Below are 20499 nucleotides of genomic sequence, written 5' to 3' on the forward strand. Positions count from 1 at the left end.
AACGGCCTGGTCACGCACCCCGAGCCCACCGGCCCTTGTCGCGAGCGGGTGGACCGCCGACCGTCTGGCAGTGGGCGTCGGCGGCGCGGAGCAGGAAACCGGTAGGGCGGGAAGGAGTGTCCTCCACCGGTGGAATCTGAACGCCAGGATCGGATCTGGAACCTCCTTGCCGACGAGGCCCGTCACCTCGGCGGCGGGATATCCATCGACCTGGTTTGCAGCACCACCCGCCGAGTCCTCGCGGTCGACGGGGTCGCAGTGACCCTGATCGGCGCAGACACCGCGCGCGAAGTCGCCTGCGCTACGGATCAGCGGAGCCGGAGGCTGGAGGAATTGCAGTTCATGCTCGGTGAAGGACCATGTCTGGAGTCGTTCGCCCTGGGCGCTCCGGTCCTGGCCTCTGACCTCGCCGCGGAGTCCGCACGGTGGCCGGTCTTCGCGCCGGCCGCCGTCGATGCGGGCGCGCGGTCGGTGTTCTCCTTTCCCCTCCAGTTCGGAGCGGTCGCCATCGGCACCTTCGAGGTGCACCGGCGCGCGGCCGGTCCGCTCAGCGGCGAGGAACTGGGGAACGCGCTGGTGCTGGCCGACACCGTGGCCCTTCTGCTGCTGGACTCCCACGGACGGGACGAGGGCACCGGGCACCTGGCGGACGCGCAGCCATGGCTGGCGCCGGACTACCACACCGAGGTCTACCAGGCGACCGGCATGTTGTCGGTCCAACTGGGGATCGGTCTGGACGACGCCCTGGCGCGGCTCCGCGCCCACGCGTTCGCCAATGAACTGACCGTCTCCGCGGTGGCGCGCGAGATCCTGGCCGGGCGGCTGCGACTCGATGAGGGAGACGCTGATGGATAAGGCGCGAAGCCGTGGCCGCGTCACGACGGCCGTGACCCGGATCACCCCGCCTCCCGCTGGGAGCGCCCGGTGAGGGCCCCCGCCGCGGATCGCGGTATCAGCCTTCTCGCCGAACTGCTGGAGGCCATCGTGGCGGGTGACGGCGCCGCCGACACCCTCGCGATGCTGATGTCCCGGACCGTGGAGCTGATCGACGTCTCCTCGGCCGGGATCATCGTCGCCGACCCCCGCTGGGGGCTGCGGATACTCGCCGCCTCCGACGAACGCGCCGACATGGCCGACCTCTTCCAGGCCCACCACGGCGAAGGCCCCGCGGCCGAGGCCGTGGCGCGGGGCGGCCCGCTGGCGGCCGACCTGCGCGGCGCCGACGACCGCTGGCCGCGCTTCGGCCCGGCCGCCCGCGCCCTGGGCTATACCCACGTGCTGGCCCTGCCGATCCGCCTCGACGGCGAGGCCGTGGGCGCCCTCAGCCTCTTCCGGGGCGCCGGCGGGCGCCCCTGGGGCGAGGCCGAGGAGGTCGCGGGCCAGGTGATGGCCGACCTCGCCGCCATCACCCTGGCCCAGGAGCGGCCCGGCCGCCGGGCCGAGCGGCTGGCCGAGCGCCTGGCCGGCATGCTCAACGACCGGGGCACGATCGAGCAGGCCAAAGGGGCGCTGGCCGCTCACCTGCACTGCTCACCGGAGGACGCCTACATCCTCCTGGCCGAGGTCGCGCGCGAGACGCACTGCTCCGTGGCGGACGTCGCCGTGCGCGTCCTGGCCGGCGAGGACGGCGCCATAGCGGCGGCGCGGCGGTGGCTGGCCGACCGGCGCCGGGCCGCGGAGGGGTGATGGGGCTCCGAAGGACGCACGAGGGGCAGCCCGGCCCCGGTGGGCGCGGATCAGGACAAGGAGAAGCGGTGCGAGGAGAGACCGAGCGCGCCCGTGCGCTGGCGGAGGCCGGCCGGCGGCTGGCGGCCCCGGGGGACACCTCGGCCAAGCTGTGGGAGACCGCCCGCCTGGCGGCGCGGACGGTGCCCGGGTGCGACCACGCCGGTATCACCCTGGTGCGGCGCGGCGCCGGGCTGGCCACGCCCGTCTACACCGGGCCGACGGCGCTGGCGGCCGACCAGCTCCAGTACGACCTGGACGAGGGGCCGTGCGTGGAGGTGGCGCGGGAGGGGGTGCGGTGGCGGCGGCTGGTCGACACCGCCACCGACGACACCTGGCCGCGGTTCGCCCGCGGCGCGCGCGACCTGGGGGTGGGCAGCGTCATCTCCTGCGCGCTGCACGCGCCCAAGGGGGTCATCGGCGCCCTCAACCTCTACGCCGAGGCGCCGGGCTGCTACGGCCCGGGGGCGCGCGAGGTGGCGCTGCTGTTCGCCGCGCAGGCGGGGTCGCTGCTGGCGGCCGCGCGGGCCGCCGACTCCCTGCGCCGGGCCATCGAGACGCGCGAGCGCGTCGGGGTGGCCACGGGGATCCTCATGGAGCGGCACAAGATGCCGGCCGACCGGGCGCTGGAGCGGCTGGCGGAGGTGGCGCGAAACGAGGGCGTGCCGGTGCGCGAGGTCGCCGACCGCGTCATCGAGACGGGCCGCGACCCCGGGAGGGGGTAGCGGGGCGCAGGTGCCTCACGCAGGCGCGGGGCGCGGCGGGCGGTTCGCCCGACCGCGCCCCGCGCGCGTTCGGGCCGGGGTGGCGGGGTGTGGCGGGGTGCGGCGCCCCGCGTCGGTTCCGCGTCAAGGTAGGGGGCGCCCCGGGCCGATTGGCGGTGAGGTGCAGGGGGCGCCCCGGGCCGGTTCGCGCTGAGGTGCGGCGATGGGGAACCGGGCGGGCCTCGGGCGGCGTCCTACCCTGTGCTCCCGCACGCCGGACCGCAGAAGGGCGGACACCGCCATGATCCCTCCCCACCACCCCGGCCGCGCGCCGCGCCGCCGACTCGCGTTCCTCGTGGGCGCACTGGTCTGCGGCGGCTTCGCGCTGATCCTGCTGGTCATCGGCATCATCTTCTTCTTCGTCTCCCGCGCCGACTACTCCGACCACACCGGCCGCGCCGAGGCGGTGGTCAGCGACGTCGTGGTCACCGACGACACCGACACCGGGCCCCGCCGTCCCGGCGAGAGCGGCAGCGGCGGCAGCGACGACATCGACGTCTACGTCGACTACACCGCCGAGGGGCAGCAGTTCACCCGCGCCGAACTGTCCGGCCTCAACCCCTCCGACTACTCCGAGGGCGAGACCCTGACCGTGGCCTACGACCCCGCCGACCCCGGTGACCCGGTCACGGCGGCCAGCACCGAGCCGGGCGCGTTCCGGGTGTTCGGCTACATCGGCATGGGTTTGCTGGCGGGCGGCGCCGTGGCGGCGATCGGCGCCATCGCCTTCATGGTGTCCTTCGTCCGCCGCCGCTAGAGAAGCGCGAGAGCGCCGGGGCGAAAGGTCCCGTGCCACCGCCGGCCGCGCCCCCCTGCGCCTGCCCTCGCTGCCGCCGCCCGACCATGCGCGTGGGGACCCGGCGCGTCGTGCGACACGCGCTGTGACCTCGCGGCTCTTGCGGTGGAGCCGGGGACGCGCCGACTCGCTGACTGATTCCGGGGTGGGCGCGACGGGCTGCTGCGCGCTGAATCCCTTGTGCCACAGGCGTTTCCGGGCGCCGAAGGGGCTGAAGCTCCGCGGTCCGCCCGCTGACCTGGGGATTGATGTGGGAGTACACCTATTGCGTTGCGGTGTGGCGCTCTCTAAGGTGATCACCCCCGCAGCCGCCGTGCCCCCGTGACCTGCGGTAACACAAGGAGGTCCGATCCTCCTATGTTTCCCTGATCCGAGGAGCAGGCATGGTTCCCCCGCCGTTTCCGGCTGTCCACCTTGTGGGCAGCGTTCCGCTCGCCGACGCCGAAGCCGTCTTCCGTGCCGTCAGCTCTGAGCTGGGCGACCTGGTCGCCCGCATCCCCGACGGCGAGACCGGGCCGCGCGACAACTGGGTGGTGTGGCAGCTTCCGCTGCTCCAGGAGCATCCCGACCTGGAGACCGTTTCCTCACTGCCCGAGTACGGCCCGGGCGTGCGGGTCAAGGTCCGCGACGGGGTGGACCCCTCGGGCGTCGAGTTCGGTCCGCTCGGCTACGCCCGGGCCGCGCTGGAGTCGTGGCCGGTCTTCGCCCGCCTCCAGGCCGAGGGCGTGATCCCCGCCCACACGCGCTTCCAGGTCAGCCTGCCCACGCCGATCGCCGTCGTCGCCGCGTTCACCGCCGTGCACCAGACCGAACTGGAGCGCGCCTACGAGGCGCGCCTTCTGGCCGAGCTGGCCGAGATCACCGCCGCCGTCCCCGCCGACCGACTGGCGGTGCAATGGGACTGCGCGGTGGAGTTCGCCCTTCAGGAAGGCGTGTTCCCGGCCTGGTTCGGCGACGGTGCTCCCGACCGCCTGCTGGCCGGAATCGTCGAGCGCATGGTCCGCCTGGGCGAGGCCGTGCCCACCGGCGTGCCGCTGGGCTACCACCTGTGCTACGGCGACTTCGGGCACGCGCACTTCGTGCAGCCCGCCGACACCACCCGCCTGGCGGCCGTCGCCAACGGCGTCGCCGCCGGCCTGAGTCGACCGCTGGACTGGCTGCACCTGCCGGTGCCGCGCGACCGGGACGACACCGCCTACTTCCTGCCGCTCAAGGACCTGTCGCTGCCGGAGGGCACCGCACTCTACCTCGGACTCGTCCACGCCACCGACGGGATCGAGGGCGGCCGGCGGCGCCTGGCCGCCGCCAAGGAGGTGGTCGACGCCTTCGGCGTGGCCACCGAGTGCGGACTGGGCCGCCGTCCCGCCGGGCAGCTCCCGGGCCTGTTCGCGACCCACGCCGCGCTGGCCCGCGAGGCCGCGGCGGGCTCACCGGCCCGCTCCTCCCCGGCGCCGTAGAGACCGGCCAGCTCCCGCGCATGGCGCCGATTCCGCCGAGGTCCGCTGGCAGCGGATGGCAGGGGACCGCCCCTGGGGTCGGCGGCCATGAACGACGCACACACCGACACCGCCACCGACGCCGACATCAACAGCGCGACCCGCGCCGCCGTGGAGGAGTACCTGCGCCGTGGCGGCCGCAGGCGGCGGCCGGCCGTTTCCGGCCGACCGCCGCCCCCGAGGCCACGGCGGGACAGGGCACGTCAGGCCGGGTCAGGGCCCCTGAACCACCGGGTTGGTCAGTTCGCCCACGCCCGGGATGCGGCAGCCGGCGACGTCGCCCGGGCGGATGTGGGCGGCGCCCGGGGTGCCCGTGGAGATGATGTCGCCGGGGAACAGCGGCATCACCTGGCTGTGGAAGGCCACCAGGAACTCCGGCGAGTAGCGCATGTGGGCCACCGTGTTCACCCGGTGGTCGGCGCCGTTGAGCACGGTGGCGACCTCCAGGTCGGCCAGGGCGCCGACCTGGCCCAGGACCTCCGACAGCGGCACGATCGCCGGGCCGAAGGAGAAGAAGCCGGGGAAGTTCTTGCTGCGGGTGAGGAAGCGCGGGTTGCGGGCCAGGATGTCCTCGGCGGTCTGGTCGAGGATCGTGCACACGCCCCACACGTGGTCCAGTGCGGCGTCCTCGCCGACGTCGCGGCACTCGCGGCCGATCACCACGCCCAGTTCGCCCTCGGCGGTGACCCGGTCGCTCTGGCGCGGCAGCGGGATGGGGTCGCCCGGCCCGATGATCGTGTGGTCGCCCTTCATGAAGGAGGCGGGCTCCTCGGGCACCGACTCGGTGAGGTCGGAGGCGTGCTCCACGTAGTTGAGGCCGATGCCCCAGATCTTGCGCGGGCGGGTGTAGGGGGCGGTGAAGGCGGCGTCGCCCACGGGCGCGAACGCCGCGTCGGGCGCCGAGCGCACCGCCGCGACGAAGTCGCGTTCGGGGACGGCGGCGATGACGTCGAGCGCGGTGGCCGGGGCGCCGGGGACCACGTCGGCGACGGCGGCCAGGCCCCGGTCGCCGTCGACGACCACGGCGGTCTCGCCGCTTTCGCTGCGGACGGTCGCAAGGTACATGTGTCTCCTTCGGTGGGGTGGGGCGGGCGGGGGCACGGGGGACGGGCGGGGGGGGGGGCGGCCCCCCCGGGGGGGGGGCGGGGGGCGGGGGGCGCGCCGGGGGGGGGGTGGGGGGGGCCGCCCCGGCCGCCGGGGGGGGCGGCGGCGGACCGGGACGCCGAAGGGGGGCGGATGCGGGGCTAGGGCAGGACCGGGACCAGGCCGCCGTCGACCAGGACGCTCTGCCCGGTGACGTAGGCGGCCTCCTCCCGGGCGAGGAACCCGACCAGCGCCGCCAGCTCCTCGGGGCTGCCGTAGCGGCCGGCGGGGATCTGGGACTCGGCGGCGGCGCGGACCTCCTCGGGGGCGGTGCCCTGCCGCTCGGCGCGGCGGGCGTCCAGGGTGCGCACCCGCTCGGTGTCGATGCGGCCGGGCGAGACCATGTTGACGGTGATGTTGTCGGGGGCCAGGTCCACCGCCAGCGACTTCACGAGCCCGGCCAGCGCCGGCCGGAAGACGTTGGACAGCACCAGCCCCTCCAGCGGGCGGCGCACGCTGGAGGACCCGATGACCACGATGCGCCCGAACCCGCCCGCGCGCATGGCCGGCAGCGCCGCGCGGATCGCGGTGACGGCGCTGCGCAGGGTCAACTGGTAGGCGGTGTCCCAGGCGGCGAGGTCCACGTCGGCGAAGTCACCCGGGGGCGGCCCGCCCGCGTTGACGACCAGCACGTCCAGCCGGCCGTGGCGCGCCACGGCGCCCTCGACCAGCCGCTCGACCTCCTCGCCCACCGCGACGTCGGCGCGCTCGCCGGCGGCCTCGCCCAGCTCGCGCAGGCCGGCCACCGCCTCCTCCAGCCGGTCGGCGTCGCGCCCGCACACGGTCACCGCCGCGCCGTCGCGCAGCAGTTGCGCCGCGCAGGCGCGGCCCAGGCCGGCGGTGCCCGCCATGACCACCGCCGCGCGGCGCGGGGTGCTCGCTTCCACCATCGTGCTCCTCCTCAAGTGTTGTGCTGTGCGGCGCGGGGGCCGCACTCAGTTCGCGCCGACCGTGGCGGCCGTGCCCCGTACGGTGTAGCGCTCCACGGCCTCGGTGTCGAAGGCGAAGCCGAGCCCCGGCGTGTCGGGCAGCACCAGGCGGCCGTCGCGCACGGCGAGCTGGGTGTCGACCAGGCGGCGGAAGTTGAGCACCGCGTCGTCGGGGAAGAACTCCACGAACGTGCAGTCGGGGATGGCCGCCACCAGGTGGACGTGCAGGTCGTGGAACCAGTGCGGGGCCACCGGCACCCCGTGGGAGGCGGCGGTGGCGGCGATCCGGCGGAACTCGGTGATCCCGCCGCACACCGCCGCGTCGGTCTGGAGGACCGCCGCCGCGCCGCGCTCCAGCAGCTCCCGGTGGCGCCAGCGGCCCGCCTCGATCTCGCCGGTGGCCACCGGCACCCGCGTGGCCTGCGCCAGGCGGGCGTGGTTGGCGATGTCGTCGGGGCTGAACGGCTCCTCGATCCAGTAGGGGTCGTAGGGCGCCAGGCGCTCGACGGCGCGCAGGGCGGTGGGCAGGTCGCTCCAGGCGTTGTTGGCGTCGAGCATGAGCAGCACGTCGGGGCCGATCGCGGCGCGGGCGGCGGCGACCCGGGCCTCTTCCTCGGCGGGGGACAGCCGGCCGACCTTCATCTTCACGGCGCCGAAGCCCTGCGCCACGTAGCCGGCCAGCTCCTCGCCCAGCATCTGGGGGGTCTTGCCGTCGAGGTAGTAGCCGCCGCTGGCGTAGGCGGGCACGGACTCGGCGTGGTAGCCGCCCAGCAGGCGGTGCAGCGGCAGCCCCAGCGCGCGGGCGTTGCGGTCCCACAGCGCGATGTCCAGGGCGCTGAGGGCGCGCATCACCGAGCCGGTGCGCCCGTGCAGCAGCGCCTCCTGGTACATGTCCGCCCAGATCCGCTCGACCAGCAGGGGGTCGCGGCCCGCCACCACCGCGCCCAGCAGTTCGGTGACGGCCGCGCGGACCACCTCGCCCCCGCTGCTCCCGGCGTAGCAGAAGCCGTGCCCCCGCACCCCGTCGTCGCCGGTGACGGTGACGAGGACGTAGTCCCGGGCGGTGACCTGGCGGGTGGCGAACGAGGTCGGCCGCTCCAGCGGGACCCGCGCCACGCGCGCCTCGACGGTGGCGACGGTTACCTGGTCCGGCATCTGCACTCTCCCTGTTTCCGCAGGTGGATGGGGTTGCGGCGGGCGGATTCGGCGAGCCGCCCCGGCTGGTGGAGCACTGTATTTGGAATTTGGTATTCCATATGCCCTTGTTGTGATCCAGAACGCAATGTACCTTGCGTCACATGGACGCGCTAGCCCCGATGCGTGCACACGGGCCCCTCAAAAGCTCGCGGATGAGCGAGACCGCCTACGAGGCGATCGAAGGCGCCATCGTGCGCTGCGAACTGCCACCGGGAACCCCGCTGGTGGACCGCCAGCTCTCCGAGGCGCTGGGGGTCAGCCGCACGCCCATCCGCGACGCCATGCAGAGCCTGGAGGCGGCGGGGCTGGCGGTGCGCGTACGCGGCCGCTACTCGGTGGCCGGGTTCGACGTCGAGGACGTCCGCGAGCTGTACCAGGTGCGCCGGCTGGTGGAGCCGGCCGGGCTGGAGCACCTGGCGCGGGACTGGGACGAGGAGGTCGTGGACGAACTCGCCGACTTCTTCGCCTCGGCCGCCCAGCCCGGACCGCCGGGTCCCTACGAGGAGTACCTGGCGCGCGACCACGCCTTCCACAAGCGGATCGTGGACCTGACCGGAAACTCCCGGCTGATCCGCTTCTACGCCATCAACGAGAAGCAGATCAACCGCATCCGCCACTACCTGGCACCCGGCTACGAGGGCCGGATGCGCGAAGTCGTCAACGAGCACAAGGACGTCTGCGAGGCCATCGGCAGGAAGGACCTGGACGCGGCCCGCGACGCACTCATTGGCCACCTGCACGCCGGTGAGGCGACCATGATCAAGTTCCTCGCGCAGCAGCGGGAGCGGTCCCAGGGCTGACCCCCGGGACCGGGACCGGCACCCCGTGCCCGGCCCGCCCCGCCGAACGCGCCGCCTTACGCACACCCGCCTGCCACCGGTGTGTCGTTCCCTTAAGGAGGCGAAATTTGGCATGCCCGAAAACTCGGTAAAGCCGGTGCCGCCGGCGATCGACCGCCGCCGGTTCCTGCGCGTCGGCGGGCTCGGCCTGGGCCTGGTCGGCGCCGCCGGCGCGGGCGGTCTGCTCACCGGCTGCGCCGCCGACGGCGCCGCGAGCGCCGGCTACCCCGACCGCCCCATCCAGGTCATCATCGCCTACGCCCCCGGCGGCGGCACCGACGTGGGCGCCCGCATCCTCCAGCCGTTCCTGGAGGAGGAACTGGGCGCCCAGATCCAGATCGTCAACCGGCCCGGCGGCGGCGGGTGGGCCGGCTGGAACGAGATCGTGCGGGCCGAACCCGACGGCTACACGATCGGGTTCATCAACTCGCCCAACTTCATGACCGGCTACCTGGACCCCCGGCTGGGCCGCTCCGACGTGTCGGTGGAGTCCTTCACCCCCATCGCCAACCAGGTCACCGACTACGGCGCGATCGCCGTGCACCCCGACGACGACCGGTTCTCCGACATCGGGGAGCTGATGGCCTACGCCGAGAAGCACCCGCTGATCGTGACCTCCACCGGTGTGGGCAGCGACGACCACTACGCCTCGCTGGCGCTGAGCGACCGCTACAAGACGCGCTTCAGCGTGCTGCACAACGAGGGCTCCTCCGACGGCATCTCCGACCTGCTCGGCCGCAACGCCGACGTGGTGTTCGCCAACGTCGGCGAGGTGATGTCCCAGCACGAGGACGGCAAGGTCAAGGTGGTCGCGGTGATGCGGGGCGGCACGGAGCGCTCGCCCTACCTGCCCGACGTGCCCACCATGGCCGAGGCCGGGTTCGAGGGCGTGGAGTCGTGGTCCTCGCGCGGGATCGCCGGCCCCGCCGGGCTCGACCCCAAGGTCGTGGAGATCCTCAGCGCCGCCTGCCGCCGGGCCGTCAACAACCCCGACCACATCGAGCAGCTCGGCAGCCAGGGCCTGGAGGTCGACTACAAGGCGCCCGACGCCTACGCCCGCATGCTCAAGCGCGACGACAAGTCCACCCGCCGCCTCGGCGAGAAGTACATCTGGGGCCCCGAAGCGGTCTGACCCCCGCCGCGCCGCGCCGCCCTGCTCCGCGGCCGCCGCGCCCCCGCACCCCAGCGGACGGCCCGCCCCGCGCGGCCCGCCGCCCGCCCGCCTGCGGCCCGCCACCACCGGGGCCGCGTGAGGAGCTGATACCCCGTGCAGACGCCAACCCCGACACGGCCGCCCCGCCGGCGGCCGCTGACACCCGACACGGTCCTGGGCCTGGTCCTGGTCGTGCTCTCCGCCGTCTTCCTCGCCGCGACCTTCGGGCTGTCGGCCGAGGCCGCCGCCTGGCCGCGCGGCGTGCTCCTGGCGCTGGCCGCGCTGGGCGCCGCGATCGCCGTGCGCGGCCGGCGCGCGCCCGCCCGACCCGCGCCCCCGGCCGGCGACGCCGATCCCTCCCGGGCGCCCGGCGCCGCCCCCTCCGCCGAACCCGGCACCGACGCCGACGCGGTGGCCGCCGCGGCCGAGGCGCGCGACCCCGAGGGCGCCGGCGACGGCGACTGGCGCCCGGCGGTGCTGCGCCGCCCCGCCGCCGCCCTGGGGATCATCGTGGCCTACGTGGCCCTGCTGGAGGTGATCGGCTTCCTGGCCGCCACCGGCCTCTACCTGCTGGCGCACCTGTGGTTCAACGGGGTCCGCGACTGGCGGGTGTTCGCCGGGGTGGCCGTGGGCGTGGTCGCCTTCATCCACTTCCTGTTCGCCTACGAGCTGAGCGTGCCGCTGCCCGCCGGCATGCTCTTCGAGTAGGGGGCGGCCATGGACTCCGCACTGTTCCTCGACGCCCTGGCCAACCTGTTCACCGTCGAGGTGCTGCTGGCCATCACCGCCGGCGTCGTCGGCGGCATCGTCATCGGCGCCCTGCCCGGACTCAGCGGCACCATGGGCATCGCCCTGCTGGTGCCCATCACCTTCGGCATGGACCCGGTCGCCGGGATCTCCATGCTCGCCGCCATCTACACCTCGGCCACCTACGGCGGGTCGATATCGGCCATCCTCATCAACACGCCGGGCACCCCGGCGGGCGCGGCCACCGCGCTGGACGGCTACCAGCTCACCCGCCAGGGCAAGGGCGCCAAGGCGCTGGCGGTGTCGGCCATCGCCTCCATGATCGGCGGCGTGGTCAGCGCGTTCGCGCTGCTGTTGCTGGCCCCGCCGCTGGCGCAGGTCTCGCTGGCGTTCTCCGCGCCCGAGTACTTCCTGCTGGCGGTGTTCGGCCTGCTCATCATCGGCAGCCTGTCGGCCGGGTCACTGCTCAAGGGGTTCGCCGCCGGCGTGCTGGGGCTGCTGCTGGCCACCGTGGGCATCGACATCCTCACCGGCTACCCCCGCTTCACCTTCGGCACCACCGCGCTCCAGTCGGGCATCGAGCTGGTGCCCGCGCTGATCGGCCTGTTCTCGCTGTCGCAGGTGCTGATCCTGGCCGAAGGGCGCGACGGTGCCACCGAGGCCATGACGTCGGGCCTGCGGGGCCGGGCCATGCCGACCCTGGCCGAGCTGAAGCGCATCCTGGGCACCATCGTCCGCTCCTCGGGGATCGGCGTGTTCGTCGGCATCCTGCCCGGCGCCGGCGGCGACATCGGCTCCTGGGTCGGCTACAACGAGGCCAAGCGGTTCTCCAAGGGGCCGGAGAAGGAGGAGTTCGGCCGCGGCTCGCTCAAGGGCGTGGCGGCGGCGGAGTCGGCCAACAACGCGGTGACCGGCGGCGCCATGATCCCGCTGCTCACCCTGGGGATCCCCGGCAGCTCGGCCACGGCGGTGATCCTGGGCGGCCTGCTCATCCACGGCATGCAGCCCGGTGGCGCGCTGTTCACCGAGCAGGCCGACACCACCTACGCAATCATGCTCGGGTTCCTGCTGGCCAACATCCTCATGGGGATCATCGCCGTCGCCGGCGCCCGCTACCTGGTCATCGCCACCAAGGTGCCGGTGCGGGTGCTGGTGCCGATCATCGTGGCGCTGTGCGTGGTGGGCACCTACGCGGTCAACAACAGCGTCGCCGACGTGTGGGTCATGCTGGTGGCCGGGCTGGTGGGCTACCTCATGCGCAAGGTGGGGGTGCCGCCCGCGCCGATCGTGCTCGGCCTGATCCTGGGCGCCATCGCCGAGAAGGGCGTGCGCCAGTCCCTGGTCATGGCCCAGGGCGACGTGCTCGGCTACTACCTGTCCCGGCCGCTGTCGCTGGTGCTGCTGGGCCTGATCCTCATGTCCCTGCTGGCGCCGGTGCTGGCCAAGCGGATGCGGCGCGCCGTCCCCCAGAAGGCGGAGGTCGAGACGTGAGGAACGTCCCGCTGGCACGCATCCGCCGCCGCCTGCCCTCGGCCGCGCTCGCCGACCCGGCCGGGCGCGCCTACGACCAGACCGCCGCGCTGCTGGGCGCGGCGGGCGTGGGCGCCGGGGCGACGGTGGCGATCACCGCCGGCAGCCGGGGGATCCACGGCATCGCCGAGGTGCTGGGCGCGGTCGCCCGGGCCGCCGCCGACGCCGGCGCGCGACCGGTGCTGTTCTCGGCCATGGGCAGCCACGGCGGCGGCACCCCCGAGGGCCAGCGGGACGTCCTGGCGGCCCTGGGGGTCACCGAGGAGACGGTCGGCGCGCCGGTGAGCTGCTCGGACCGGGTGGTGCTGCTCGGTGAGACCGGGCCGCCGCTGCCCGGGCTGCCGGTGTACTTCGCCGAGGAGGCCGCCGCCGCCGACGCGATCGTCGCCGTCAACCGGATCAAGCCGCACACCTCCTTCCACGGCCCGCACGAGAGCGGCCTGCTGAAGATGCTGACCGTGGGCGCGGGCCGGGCGCGCGGCGCCGCGATGGTGCACCGGCTGGGCTGGGCGCACATGGTCGGCGCCATCGCGGCCATCAGCGCCGTGGTGCTGGAGCGCCTGCCCGTGGTCGGCGGCATCGGTCTGGTGCAGGACCCCTACGAGCGGCTGTCGGTGGTCGAGGGGGTGGCGGCCGAGGCCATCGCCGAGCGCGAGGCCGCGCTGCTGGAGCGCGCCCGCGCGCTGCTGCCCCGGCTGCCCGTGGACGAGTTGGACGCCCTCATCGTGCGCGAGATGGGCAAGACCTACAGCGGCTGCGGCATGGACACCAACGTCATCGGGCGGCTGCGGCTGGAGGGCATGGCCGAGCCCGACCGGCCGCGCATCCGCTGCCTGGGGGTGCTGGACCTGTCGCCCGACTCCCACGGCAACGCCACCGGGGTGGGGCTGGCCGACTTCACCACCGAGCGGCTGGCCGCCGCGATCGACCGCGAGGCCACCTACCTCAACTGCCTGACCAGTGGCGGGCCCCAGCGCGCGGCGGTGCCGATGACCTTCCCCGACGACGCCGCGCTGCTGGACGCGATGGGGCGGATGCTGCGGCCCGCCGACGAGGCGCGGGTGCGCATGGCCGTCATCGACAACACCCTCGCCCTGGACGAGATGTGGGTGTCGGCGGCGGTGCTGGCCGAGGTGGCGGCGGCCGAGGAGGTCGAGGTGCTGGACCGCCGCCCCGGGCCGGGGTTCGACGACCGGGGGCGGCTGGCCCTGTGACGAGGCGCCGGCCGCGACGGGCCGGCGCGGCGGAAACGACGACGAAAGCGGGGATGTGAGCATGCCGGACACCAGCGGCACCACCGACACACCGGGCGTGGACCCGGCCGGACTGCGAGACCTGGTCGCGCGGATCTTCACCGCCGCCGGGCTCACCGACGACGACGCGGCCACGGTCGCCGACCACCTGGTGCAGGCCGACCTGCGGGGCGTGGACTCCCACGGGGTCAGCCGTACCGCGATCTACGTCGAGCGGCTGGGGCAGGGGCTGATCGCCGCCCGCCCGCAGCCGCGCACCCTCACCCAGACGCCGGTGTCGGCGCTGGTGGACGCGGCCAACGGGCACGGGATCGTCGCCGCCGAGCAGGCGATGCGCACCGCCGTGGCCAAGGCCGAGGAGGCGGGGGTGGGCATGGTCGCCGTGCGCAACTCCAACCACTGCGGCATGCTCGCCCACTACACCGCCGCCGCCGCGCGCTCCGGGCTCATCGGGTTCGCCACCACCAGCGCGCCGCCCGCCATGGCGCCCTGGGGCGCCAAGGACCCGTTCTTCGGCACCAACCCGATCTCGTACGCGGTGCCCACGCCCGCCGGGCGCCCCGACATCGTGTTCGACATGGCCACCAGCCACGTCGCCAAGGGCAAGATCATCCTGGCGCACAAGAACGGCCAGGACATCCCGCTGGGCTGGGCGCTGGACGCCGAGGGCCGGCCCACCACCGACTCCGGCGCGGCGCTGGCGGGCACCGTGCTGCCGCTGGGCGGACCCAAGGGGTCGGGTCTGGCGCTGCTGGTCGACGTGCTGTCGGGGCTGCTGTCGGGCGCGCACTACGGCCCGCACATCCCCCAGCTCTACAACAACCCCGACCGGCCGCAGGGGCTGGGGCACTTCTTCCTGGCGCTGGCGCCGGGCGTGTTCGCGCCGCCGGAGGAGTTCACCGCGCGCGTGGCCGCCCTCGCCGACGAACTGGCGGCGCTGCCCGCCGCCGAGGGGCACCGCCGGGTCTACCTGCCGGGCGAGCCCGAGGCCGAACGCGCCGAGCACCGCCGCGCCAACGGGATCCCGCTCTCGCCCGAGGTCCGCGCCGAACTGCGCGCCACCGCCGGCGCGCTGGGCCTGCCCGCCGAGGCGTGGGCGGTGCTGGAGGGGCGCACCGCGCCGGCCGCCGACGGGGCCGCCCGATGAGCGGCACGACCGGAACGGCCCCCGGCGCACCGGCCGAGACCCCCGCACACGCCGGCTCCACGGCCCCCGCCGAGACCCCCGCCCCCATCGAGGCCGACGTCACCGCGGCCACGGAGCGGCTGCGGGCGGCGCTGGCCGCCCGCGAGCGCGTCGTCGTGGCCTACTCCGGTGGCGTGGACTCCGCACTGCTCGCCTACACCGCCCACGCCGTCCTGGGCGAGGGAGCCCTGGCCGTCACGGCGGTCTCGCCCAGCCTGGCCGCCGCCGAGCGCCGGGCCGCCCGCGCGTTCGCCGCCGAGCACCAGATCGCCCACCTGGAGGTCTGCACCGACGAGGGCGAGCGCCCCGACTACGTCGCCAACGGCGGCGACCGCTGCTTCCACTGCAAGTCGGCGCTGCTGGACGCGCTGGCCCCGCTGGCGGCCCGGCTCGGCGCGGTCGTGGCCACCGGCACCAATCTCGACGACCTCGGCGACCACCGCCCGGGGCTGCGGGCGGCGGCCCTGCGCGGCGCCGTCACCCCGCTGGCCGACGCCGGGTTCACCAAGGCGCTGGTGCGCGCCGCCGCCGCGCGCGCCGGCCTGGCCGTCGCCGCCAAGCCCGCCGCGCCCTGTCTGGCCTCGCGGGTGGCCTACGGCGACCCCGTCACGCCGGAGGTGCTGGCCCGCGTCGAGGCGGCCGAGGCGGCGCTGCGCGGCCACGGGTTCACCCAGGTGCGGGTGCGCGCCCACTCCGGCGGCACCCTGGCCCGGGTGGAGGTGCCGGCCGCCGAGGTCGAGCGGGCCGCCCGGCTGCGCGCGGTGATCGAGCCGGCGGTGCGCGCCTGCGGGTTCACCTTCTGCGCGCTGGACCTCGGCGGGTTCGCCAGCGGCCGGCTCAACGCGCTGCTGCCGCTGGTGGCGGCCACGGGAGGGCGGCGGTGAGCGGCGGCGCCGGCGGCGGGCGCGCCGACGGCCACCCGCGCGACGGATCCCGCGACCCCGGCTACCGGGACCTCGGGTTCGCCCGCGTGGACACCGGCCGGGAGGCCCGCCAGGGGGTCGCCGAGTGCGTCTACACCCCCGGCAAGCGGCCCGAGGAGGTCGCCGACATCGTCGCCGAACTGCTCGCCCACGCCACCGGACCCGTGCTGGCCACCCGCGCCGATGCCGCCACGGCGCAGGCGGTGCTGGCCGCCCACCCCCACGGCCGCTACGACCCCCAGGCGCGGCTGCTGACCTGGCGGCCCGCCGCCCCGCGCGGGTTCCGGCTGGCCGTGCTGACCGCCGGGACCTCCGACTGGCCGGTGGCCGCCGAGGCCGCCGCCGTGGCCCGCGCGGTCGGCCTGGAGGTGGACGTCCACCGCGACGTGGGCGTGGCCGGGCTGCACCGGCTGCTGGACTGCGTGGACGCCGTCACCGACCACGACGCCGTGGTCGTGGTGGCGGGCATGGAGGGCGCGCTGGCCAGCGTGGTCGGCGGGCTGGTGGCCCACCCGGTGATCGCCGTGCCGACCTCCACCGGCTACGGCGCCGGCCTGGAGGGCGTCACCGCGCTGCTGGCCATGCTCAGCTCGTGCGCGGCCGGGCTCACCGTGGTCAACATCGACTCCGGGTTCGGCGCGGCCATGGCCGCCCACCGGCTGGCGACCGCCATGGCCGCCGCCGGGCGGTCCGGCGGCCCGGGACCGGCCGCCGCCGGCGGGACGGGAGGCGGCGCGTGATCCTGTGGCTGCACCCCTTCGCCGGGATCTCCGGCGACATGCTGCTGGGCGCGCTGCTGGACCTGGGCGCGCCCCTGGATGAGGTGCGCGCGGCCGTGGCCGCCACCGGCCTGCCCGGCTGGCGGCTGGAGGCGCGCACCGTGCTCAAGCGCGGTATCACCGCCACCAAGGCCGACGTGACGGTGACCGACACCGCCACCGCCCGCCCGGCCCGCGTCCTGCTCGACCACATCACCCGCGCCCGGCCCGAGCGGGCCGCGCGCATCGCCGCCGCCGCCGTCACCGCCATCGCCGAGGCCGAGGCCCGGCTGCACGGCGCCGACCCCGCCGAGGTCCACCTGCACGAGATCGGCGGGCTGGACACCGTGGTCGACACCGTGGGCGCCGCCGCCGCCCTGGACCTGCTCAATGTGACCGAGGTGGTGTCGGCCCCGCCCACCCTGGGCACCACCACGGTCGCCACCGCGCACGGGCGGCTGCCCGCGCCCGCCCCGGCCACCCTCGCGCTGCTGGCGGGGGTGCCGGTGACCGGCGCCGACATCGCGGCCGAGACCGTCACCCCCACCGGCGCCGCGCTGCTGGCGGCGGTGGCCGACGGTTTCGGCCCGCCCCCGGCGATGGTGCCGGTGCGCACCGGCTACGGCGCGGGCACCCGCGACCTGCCCGACCGGCCCAACGTGCTCCAGGCGGTGCTGGGCGAGCGCGCCGGGGCGCCGGGCGGCCACGGCGAGCACGGCGAGCACAGCGAGGAGGAGCCGCTGGTGGTGCTGGAGACCAACGTCGACGACGCCACCGGCGAGGAGCTGGCGCACGCGCTGGCGGCGGCGCTGGAGGCCGGCGCCGCCGACGCCTGGGCCAGCCCCATCGTCATGAAGAAGGGCCGGCCCGCCCACACCCTGCACGCGCTGTGCCCGCCCGGGCGGGTGCCCGAGGTGGAGGCGGAGCTGCTGCGCCACACCGGCAGCCTGGGGGTGCGGCGGGCGCCCGTGGGGCGGGTGGCGCTGGCGCGCCGCACCTCCACGGTCACCGTCGCCGGGCACCCCGTGCGGGTCAAGCACGGCCCCTGGCACGCCAAGCCCGAGTACGACGACGCGGCGGCGGCCGCCCGCGCGCTGGGGCTGCCGCTGCGCACCGTGGTGCGCCGCGCCCTGGCGCAGGTGTCAACCGAGGGCGGTGGGGGGCCGGCCCCGGGCGGCGCCCCCCCCCCCCGGCCGGGGGGGGGGCTGGCTCGGGGGTTGGGCGGGGGGGGGGGGGCGGCCGGCCCCCCCCCCCCCCCCCCCCCCCCGGCCCGGAGGAGGACCGGCCCTGACCCGCACGGCCGCGCCTCCCATCCGCCCGCCCCCGCACCTTTTGAACGCCGCACCTGTGAACCCCCCGCCCCCCGCATACCCCGCCCCCCGCACCCCCCGTGCCCGAGCCCACCGCCCCTTGAGGAGGCCACGTTGACCAGTCCCGCCATCACGAGTTCCGCGCGCGGCGTGTTCGCCATCGCGCCCACCCCCTTCACGCCCGACGGCGCCGTGGACACCGCGTCGCTGGACCGGCTCGCCGACTTCTACACCGCCTCCGGGGTCACCGGGATCACCGTGCTGGGCCAACTGGGCGAGGCGCCCAAGCTCGCCCACGACGAGGCGGTGGCCATCGCCTCGCGCGTGATCCGGCGGGTGGAGGTGCCGGTGGTGGCGGGGGTGTCGGCCCCCGGGTTCGCCGCGATGCGCTCGCTCACCGCCGCCGTCATGGACGCCGGCGCGGCCGGGGTGATGATCGCGCCGCCCAACACGCTGCGCACCGACGACCAGATCATCGCCTATTACCGCAACGCCGCCCAGGCCATCGGGCCCGACGTCCCCTTCGTCATCCAGGACTACCCGCTGACGTTCTCGGTGGTGATGACGCCCAAGGTCATCCGCGCGATCGTGGAGGAGAACCCCGGCTGCGTCATGCTCAAGCACGAGGACTGGCCGGGGCTGGAGAAGATCTCGGCCCTGCGAGCGTTCGAGCGCGACGGCTCCATGCGGCGGCTGTCGATCCTGTGCGGCAACGGCGGCCTGTTCCTGGACTTCGAGACCGAGCGCGGTGCCGACGGCGCCATGACGGGCTACTGCTTCCCCGACATGCTGGTGGAGCTGGTGGACCTGGCCGCGCGCGGCGAGCGGGAGGCCGCCCACGACCTGTTCGACGCCCACCTGCCCCTGCTGCGCTACGAGCAGCAGCCGGGGGTGGGGCTGGCGGTCCGCAAGTACGTGTTCATGCGCCGGGGGATCCTCGACCACGAGGCGCAGCGGGCCCCGGCCGCCGCGCTGTCGGCGACCGCCCGCGCCGAGGTGGACCTGCTGCTGGAGCGGCTGGCGCGCAGGGACGAGCGCGCGCGGGTGCGCCCGCTCTAGTCCGCTTCGGTCCGCTCTGGTCCGCGCCGGCCGGTTCGCGGCCGCACGCCGTGTCGCTGGTCGGCGGGCGGCGTCGGCGCGCGGCGGGCGGTGACCGGCGGGCGGGGCGGTCCGGCCGCCCCGCCCGGGCGCGGTGCGCGCGGGCGCGCCCTCAGCCGGCCCGCCACTCGGGGTTGTCCAGGGCGCCGCTGGCCTGCGGGCCCATCATCGTCATGCCGCCGTCCACGAACAGCGTGGCGCCGGTGATGTAGGAGGCGGCGGGGTCGGCCAGGAAGGCGATGGCCGCCGCCACCTCGCGGGCGTCGCCGGGCCGGGCCAGCGGGTAGCCCGCGCGGGTGTCGGGCTCGGGGGTCTGCTCGTGCTGGCCGGTCATGGGCGTGGCGATCTCGCCGGGCGCCACGGCGTTGGCGGTGATGCCGTACAGGCTCAGCTCCAGCGCCAGCGTGCGGGTGAGCATGCGCAGGCCGCCCTTTGCCGCGCAGTAGGGGCCGGCGCCGATGCGCGGGTATTCCTCGTGCACGCTGGTGACGTTGATGATCCGCCCGCCGCGCCCGGCGTCGCGCATGTGCCGCGCCGCCGCCTGGGAGCACAGGAACGGGGCGTCGAGGTCGACCGCCAGCGTGGCCCGCCACAGGTCGTAGTCCATGTCGAGCAGGCCCTGGCTGGTGCCCCGGCCGGCGTTGTTGACCAGCACGCCGATGCCGCCCAGCACCTCGGTGAGGTCGTCGACCACGCGCGAGCCCGCCACCGGGTCGGTGAGGTCGTGGCGGCGCACCTCGGCGCGCCGGCCGGCCTTGCGGACCTCCTCGGCGGCGATGCCCGCGCCCTCCTCGTCGGAGTGGTAGGTCAGGCCGACGTCGAACCCGGCCTGGGCCAGCCGCACGGCCGTGGCGCGGCCGATCCCGCTGTCGCCGCCGGTGACCACCGCCGTGCGGGGGTAGTCGCCGAACTGGTCGGGCGGTTGGACGGACGGCGCGGCACCGGTCTGCGTCTCGGACATCTGCTTCCCTTCCCTCGGATCCTCGGCCGCGCCCGTGGGGCGCGGACGGCGTCGGAAAGGCGGCTGCCCGAAACCGCGCGTGTCAAAGCCGCCCCGGGCGCGCGGGCGGCGGGGGAGCGGGGCGGGCGAGAGCGTTTGGAATGAAGGCTGATGGGGGTCAGGCGGAGGCGCGGTCCTCGCCGACGGCGTGGGCGCGGCCCCACGCGATGAGCGGGAGCAGGGCGTCGAGCAGCTCCAGCCCGCGCGGGGTGGGCCGGTAGGTCACCTGGACCGGGGTGGTGGGCACCACGCGGCGTTCGACCAGCCCGAGGGCGGCGAGTTCGCGCAGCCGCTGGGACAGCACGCGGTCGGAGATGCCGTGCACGCCGCGCCGGTACTCGCCGAAGCGGCGGGCGCCCTCGGCCCCGGCCAGCAGGATCAGCGGCAGCCAGCGGCGGCCGACGAGGTCGAGGACCCGCGCGAACACCTCGCAGTCGCCGGGGTCGGCGGGGTCGGCGGGGTGCGCGGATCCGGCGGCGGGCGCGTGGGACGCGGGGTGGGCGGCGGCGGAGGAGGTCACTTACCCAAAGTAAGTACCTAACCCGCCGGTTGGCAACCGCGCCTCCGGCCGGTGAGACTTCAGGAGGCCGCCCCGCGCGGTGCGCGGCCGCCCGCCCCCCTCGCCGTGAGCGCGCGCCCTTTCGTGAAAGGA

19 protein-coding genes are annotated in these 20499 nt (G+C 75.6%); 14 read left to right on the top strand and 5 right to left on the bottom strand.

Features of this window, described 5'->3' with window-relative positions:
* Positions 1–129: 129 nt before the first annotated feature.
* The 5 genes from LG943_RS23945 (at position 130) to LG943_RS23965 (ending at position 4742) form a co-directional block, all read left to right on the top strand.
* On the top strand, positions 130–855 hold the full coding sequence (locus LG943_RS23945) for a GAF and ANTAR domain-containing protein (RefSeq protein WP_270074620.1): 726 nt from the start codon (positions 130–132) through the stop codon (positions 853–855).
* A gap of 69 nt (positions 856–924) precedes the next feature.
* A complete protein-coding gene (locus tag LG943_RS23950; protein ID WP_270074621.1) occupies positions 925–1686 on the top strand; it encodes a GAF and ANTAR domain-containing protein in 762 nt (253 codons plus the stop codon).
* A gap of 68 nt (positions 1687–1754) precedes the next feature.
* Positions 1755–2450 carry a GAF and ANTAR domain-containing protein gene (locus LG943_RS23955; protein ID WP_270074622.1) on the top strand — a complete coding sequence of 232 codons (696 nt, stop codon included), beginning with the start codon at positions 1755–1757 and terminating at the stop codon, positions 2448–2450.
* Positions 2451–2730: 280 nt separating this feature from the next.
* Positions 2731–3246: a DUF3592 domain-containing protein gene (locus tag LG943_RS23960; protein WP_270074623.1), complete on the top strand. Its 516-nt coding sequence runs from the start codon at positions 2731–2733 to the stop codon at positions 3244–3246.
* 455 nt (positions 3247–3701) lie between these two features.
* Positions 3702–4742: a hypothetical protein gene (locus LG943_RS23965; RefSeq protein WP_270074624.1), complete on the top strand. Its 1041-nt coding sequence runs from the start codon at positions 3702–3704 to the stop codon at positions 4740–4742.
* A gap of 252 nt (positions 4743–4994) precedes the next feature.
* Here LG943_RS23965 and LG943_RS23970 read toward each other — a convergent pair whose 3' ends face one another.
* From LG943_RS23970 to LG943_RS23980, 3 genes are all read right to left on the bottom strand, one after another.
* Positions 4995–5846, bottom strand: coding sequence for a fumarylacetoacetate hydrolase family protein (locus tag LG943_RS23970; protein ID WP_270074625.1), 852 nt, complete (start codon positions 5844–5846; stop codon positions 4995–4997).
* A 179-nt stretch (positions 5847–6025) separates the two neighbouring features.
* A complete protein-coding gene (locus tag LG943_RS23975; protein WP_270074626.1) occupies positions 6026–6814 on the bottom strand; it encodes an SDR family oxidoreductase in 789 nt (262 codons plus the stop codon).
* Between the two features lie 45 nt (positions 6815–6859).
* Positions 6860–8008, bottom strand: coding sequence for a mandelate racemase/muconate lactonizing enzyme family protein (locus LG943_RS23980; protein WP_270074627.1), 1149 nt, complete (start codon positions 8006–8008; stop codon positions 6860–6862).
* Between the two features lie 194 nt (positions 8009–8202).
* Between LG943_RS23980 and LG943_RS23985 the strand changes: the two genes are divergently transcribed.
* The 9 genes from LG943_RS23985 (at position 8203) to larC (ending at position 18808) form a co-directional block, all read left to right on the top strand.
* On the top strand, positions 8203–8850 hold the full coding sequence (locus tag LG943_RS23985) for a GntR family transcriptional regulator (protein ID WP_270074628.1): 648 nt from the start codon (positions 8203–8205) through the stop codon (positions 8848–8850).
* Between the two features lie 112 nt (positions 8851–8962).
* On the top strand, positions 8963–10021 hold the full coding sequence (locus LG943_RS23990) for a tripartite tricarboxylate transporter substrate binding protein (protein WP_270074629.1): 1059 nt from the start codon (positions 8963–8965) through the stop codon (positions 10019–10021).
* A gap of 135 nt (positions 10022–10156) precedes the next feature.
* Entirely contained in the window at positions 10157–10750 is a 594-nt protein-coding gene (locus tag LG943_RS23995) for a tripartite tricarboxylate transporter TctB family protein (protein WP_270074630.1), read from the top strand.
* 9 nt (positions 10751–10759) lie between these two features.
* Entirely contained in the window at positions 10760–12280 is a 1521-nt protein-coding gene (locus LG943_RS24000; RefSeq protein WP_270074631.1) for a tripartite tricarboxylate transporter permease, read from the top strand.
* Positions 12277–13533 carry a nickel pincer cofactor-dependent isomerase, group 22 gene (locus tag LG943_RS24005; RefSeq protein WP_270074632.1) on the top strand — a complete coding sequence of 419 codons (1257 nt, stop codon included), beginning with the start codon at positions 12277–12279 and terminating at the stop codon, positions 13531–13533. The genes LG943_RS24000 and LG943_RS24005 overlap by 4 nt, the downstream gene beginning before the upstream one ends.
* Before the next feature lie 61 nt (positions 13534–13594).
* Positions 13595–14719 (top strand): Ldh family oxidoreductase, encoded by a 1125-nt coding sequence (locus tag LG943_RS24010; RefSeq protein WP_270074633.1) that lies wholly within the window; start codon positions 13595–13597, stop codon positions 14717–14719.
* Positions 14716–15642, top strand: a complete 927-nt coding sequence (gene larE / locus LG943_RS24015; RefSeq protein WP_270074634.1) for an ATP-dependent sacrificial sulfur transferase LarE — start codon at positions 14716–14718, stop codon at positions 15640–15642. Before LG943_RS24010 ends, larE begins: the two co-directional genes overlap by 4 nt.
* Complete coding sequence (larB, locus tag LG943_RS24020) at positions 15639–16421, top strand: nickel pincer cofactor biosynthesis protein LarB (RefSeq protein ID WP_270074635.1); 783 nt, start codon at positions 15639–15641, stop codon at positions 16419–16421. The genes larE and larB overlap by 4 nt, the downstream gene beginning before the upstream one ends.
* Positions 16418–18808: a nickel pincer cofactor biosynthesis protein LarC gene (gene larC, locus LG943_RS24025; RefSeq protein WP_270074636.1), complete on the top strand. Its 2391-nt coding sequence runs from the start codon at positions 16418–16420 to the stop codon at positions 18806–18808. Before larB ends, larC begins: the two co-directional genes overlap by 4 nt.
* Before the next feature lie 151 nt (positions 18809–18959).
* On the opposite strand, the gene LG943_RS24030 is transcribed toward larC, so the two are convergent.
* Together LG943_RS24030 and LG943_RS24035 are read right to left on the bottom strand one after the other, a co-directional pair.
* Entirely contained in the window at positions 18960–19808 is an 849-nt protein-coding gene (locus tag LG943_RS24030; protein WP_270074637.1) for an SDR family oxidoreductase, read from the bottom strand.
* A gap of 157 nt (positions 19809–19965) precedes the next feature.
* Positions 19966–20367, bottom strand: a complete 402-nt coding sequence (locus LG943_RS24035; RefSeq protein WP_270074638.1) for a winged helix-turn-helix transcriptional regulator — start codon at positions 20365–20367, stop codon at positions 19966–19968.
* Positions 20368–20499: the final 132 nt, after the last annotated feature.

The organism is Streptomonospora mangrovi (genome assembly GCF_027604915.1).
Classification (GTDB): domain Bacteria; phylum Actinomycetota; class Actinomycetes; order Streptosporangiales; family Streptosporangiaceae; genus Streptomonospora; species Streptomonospora mangrovi.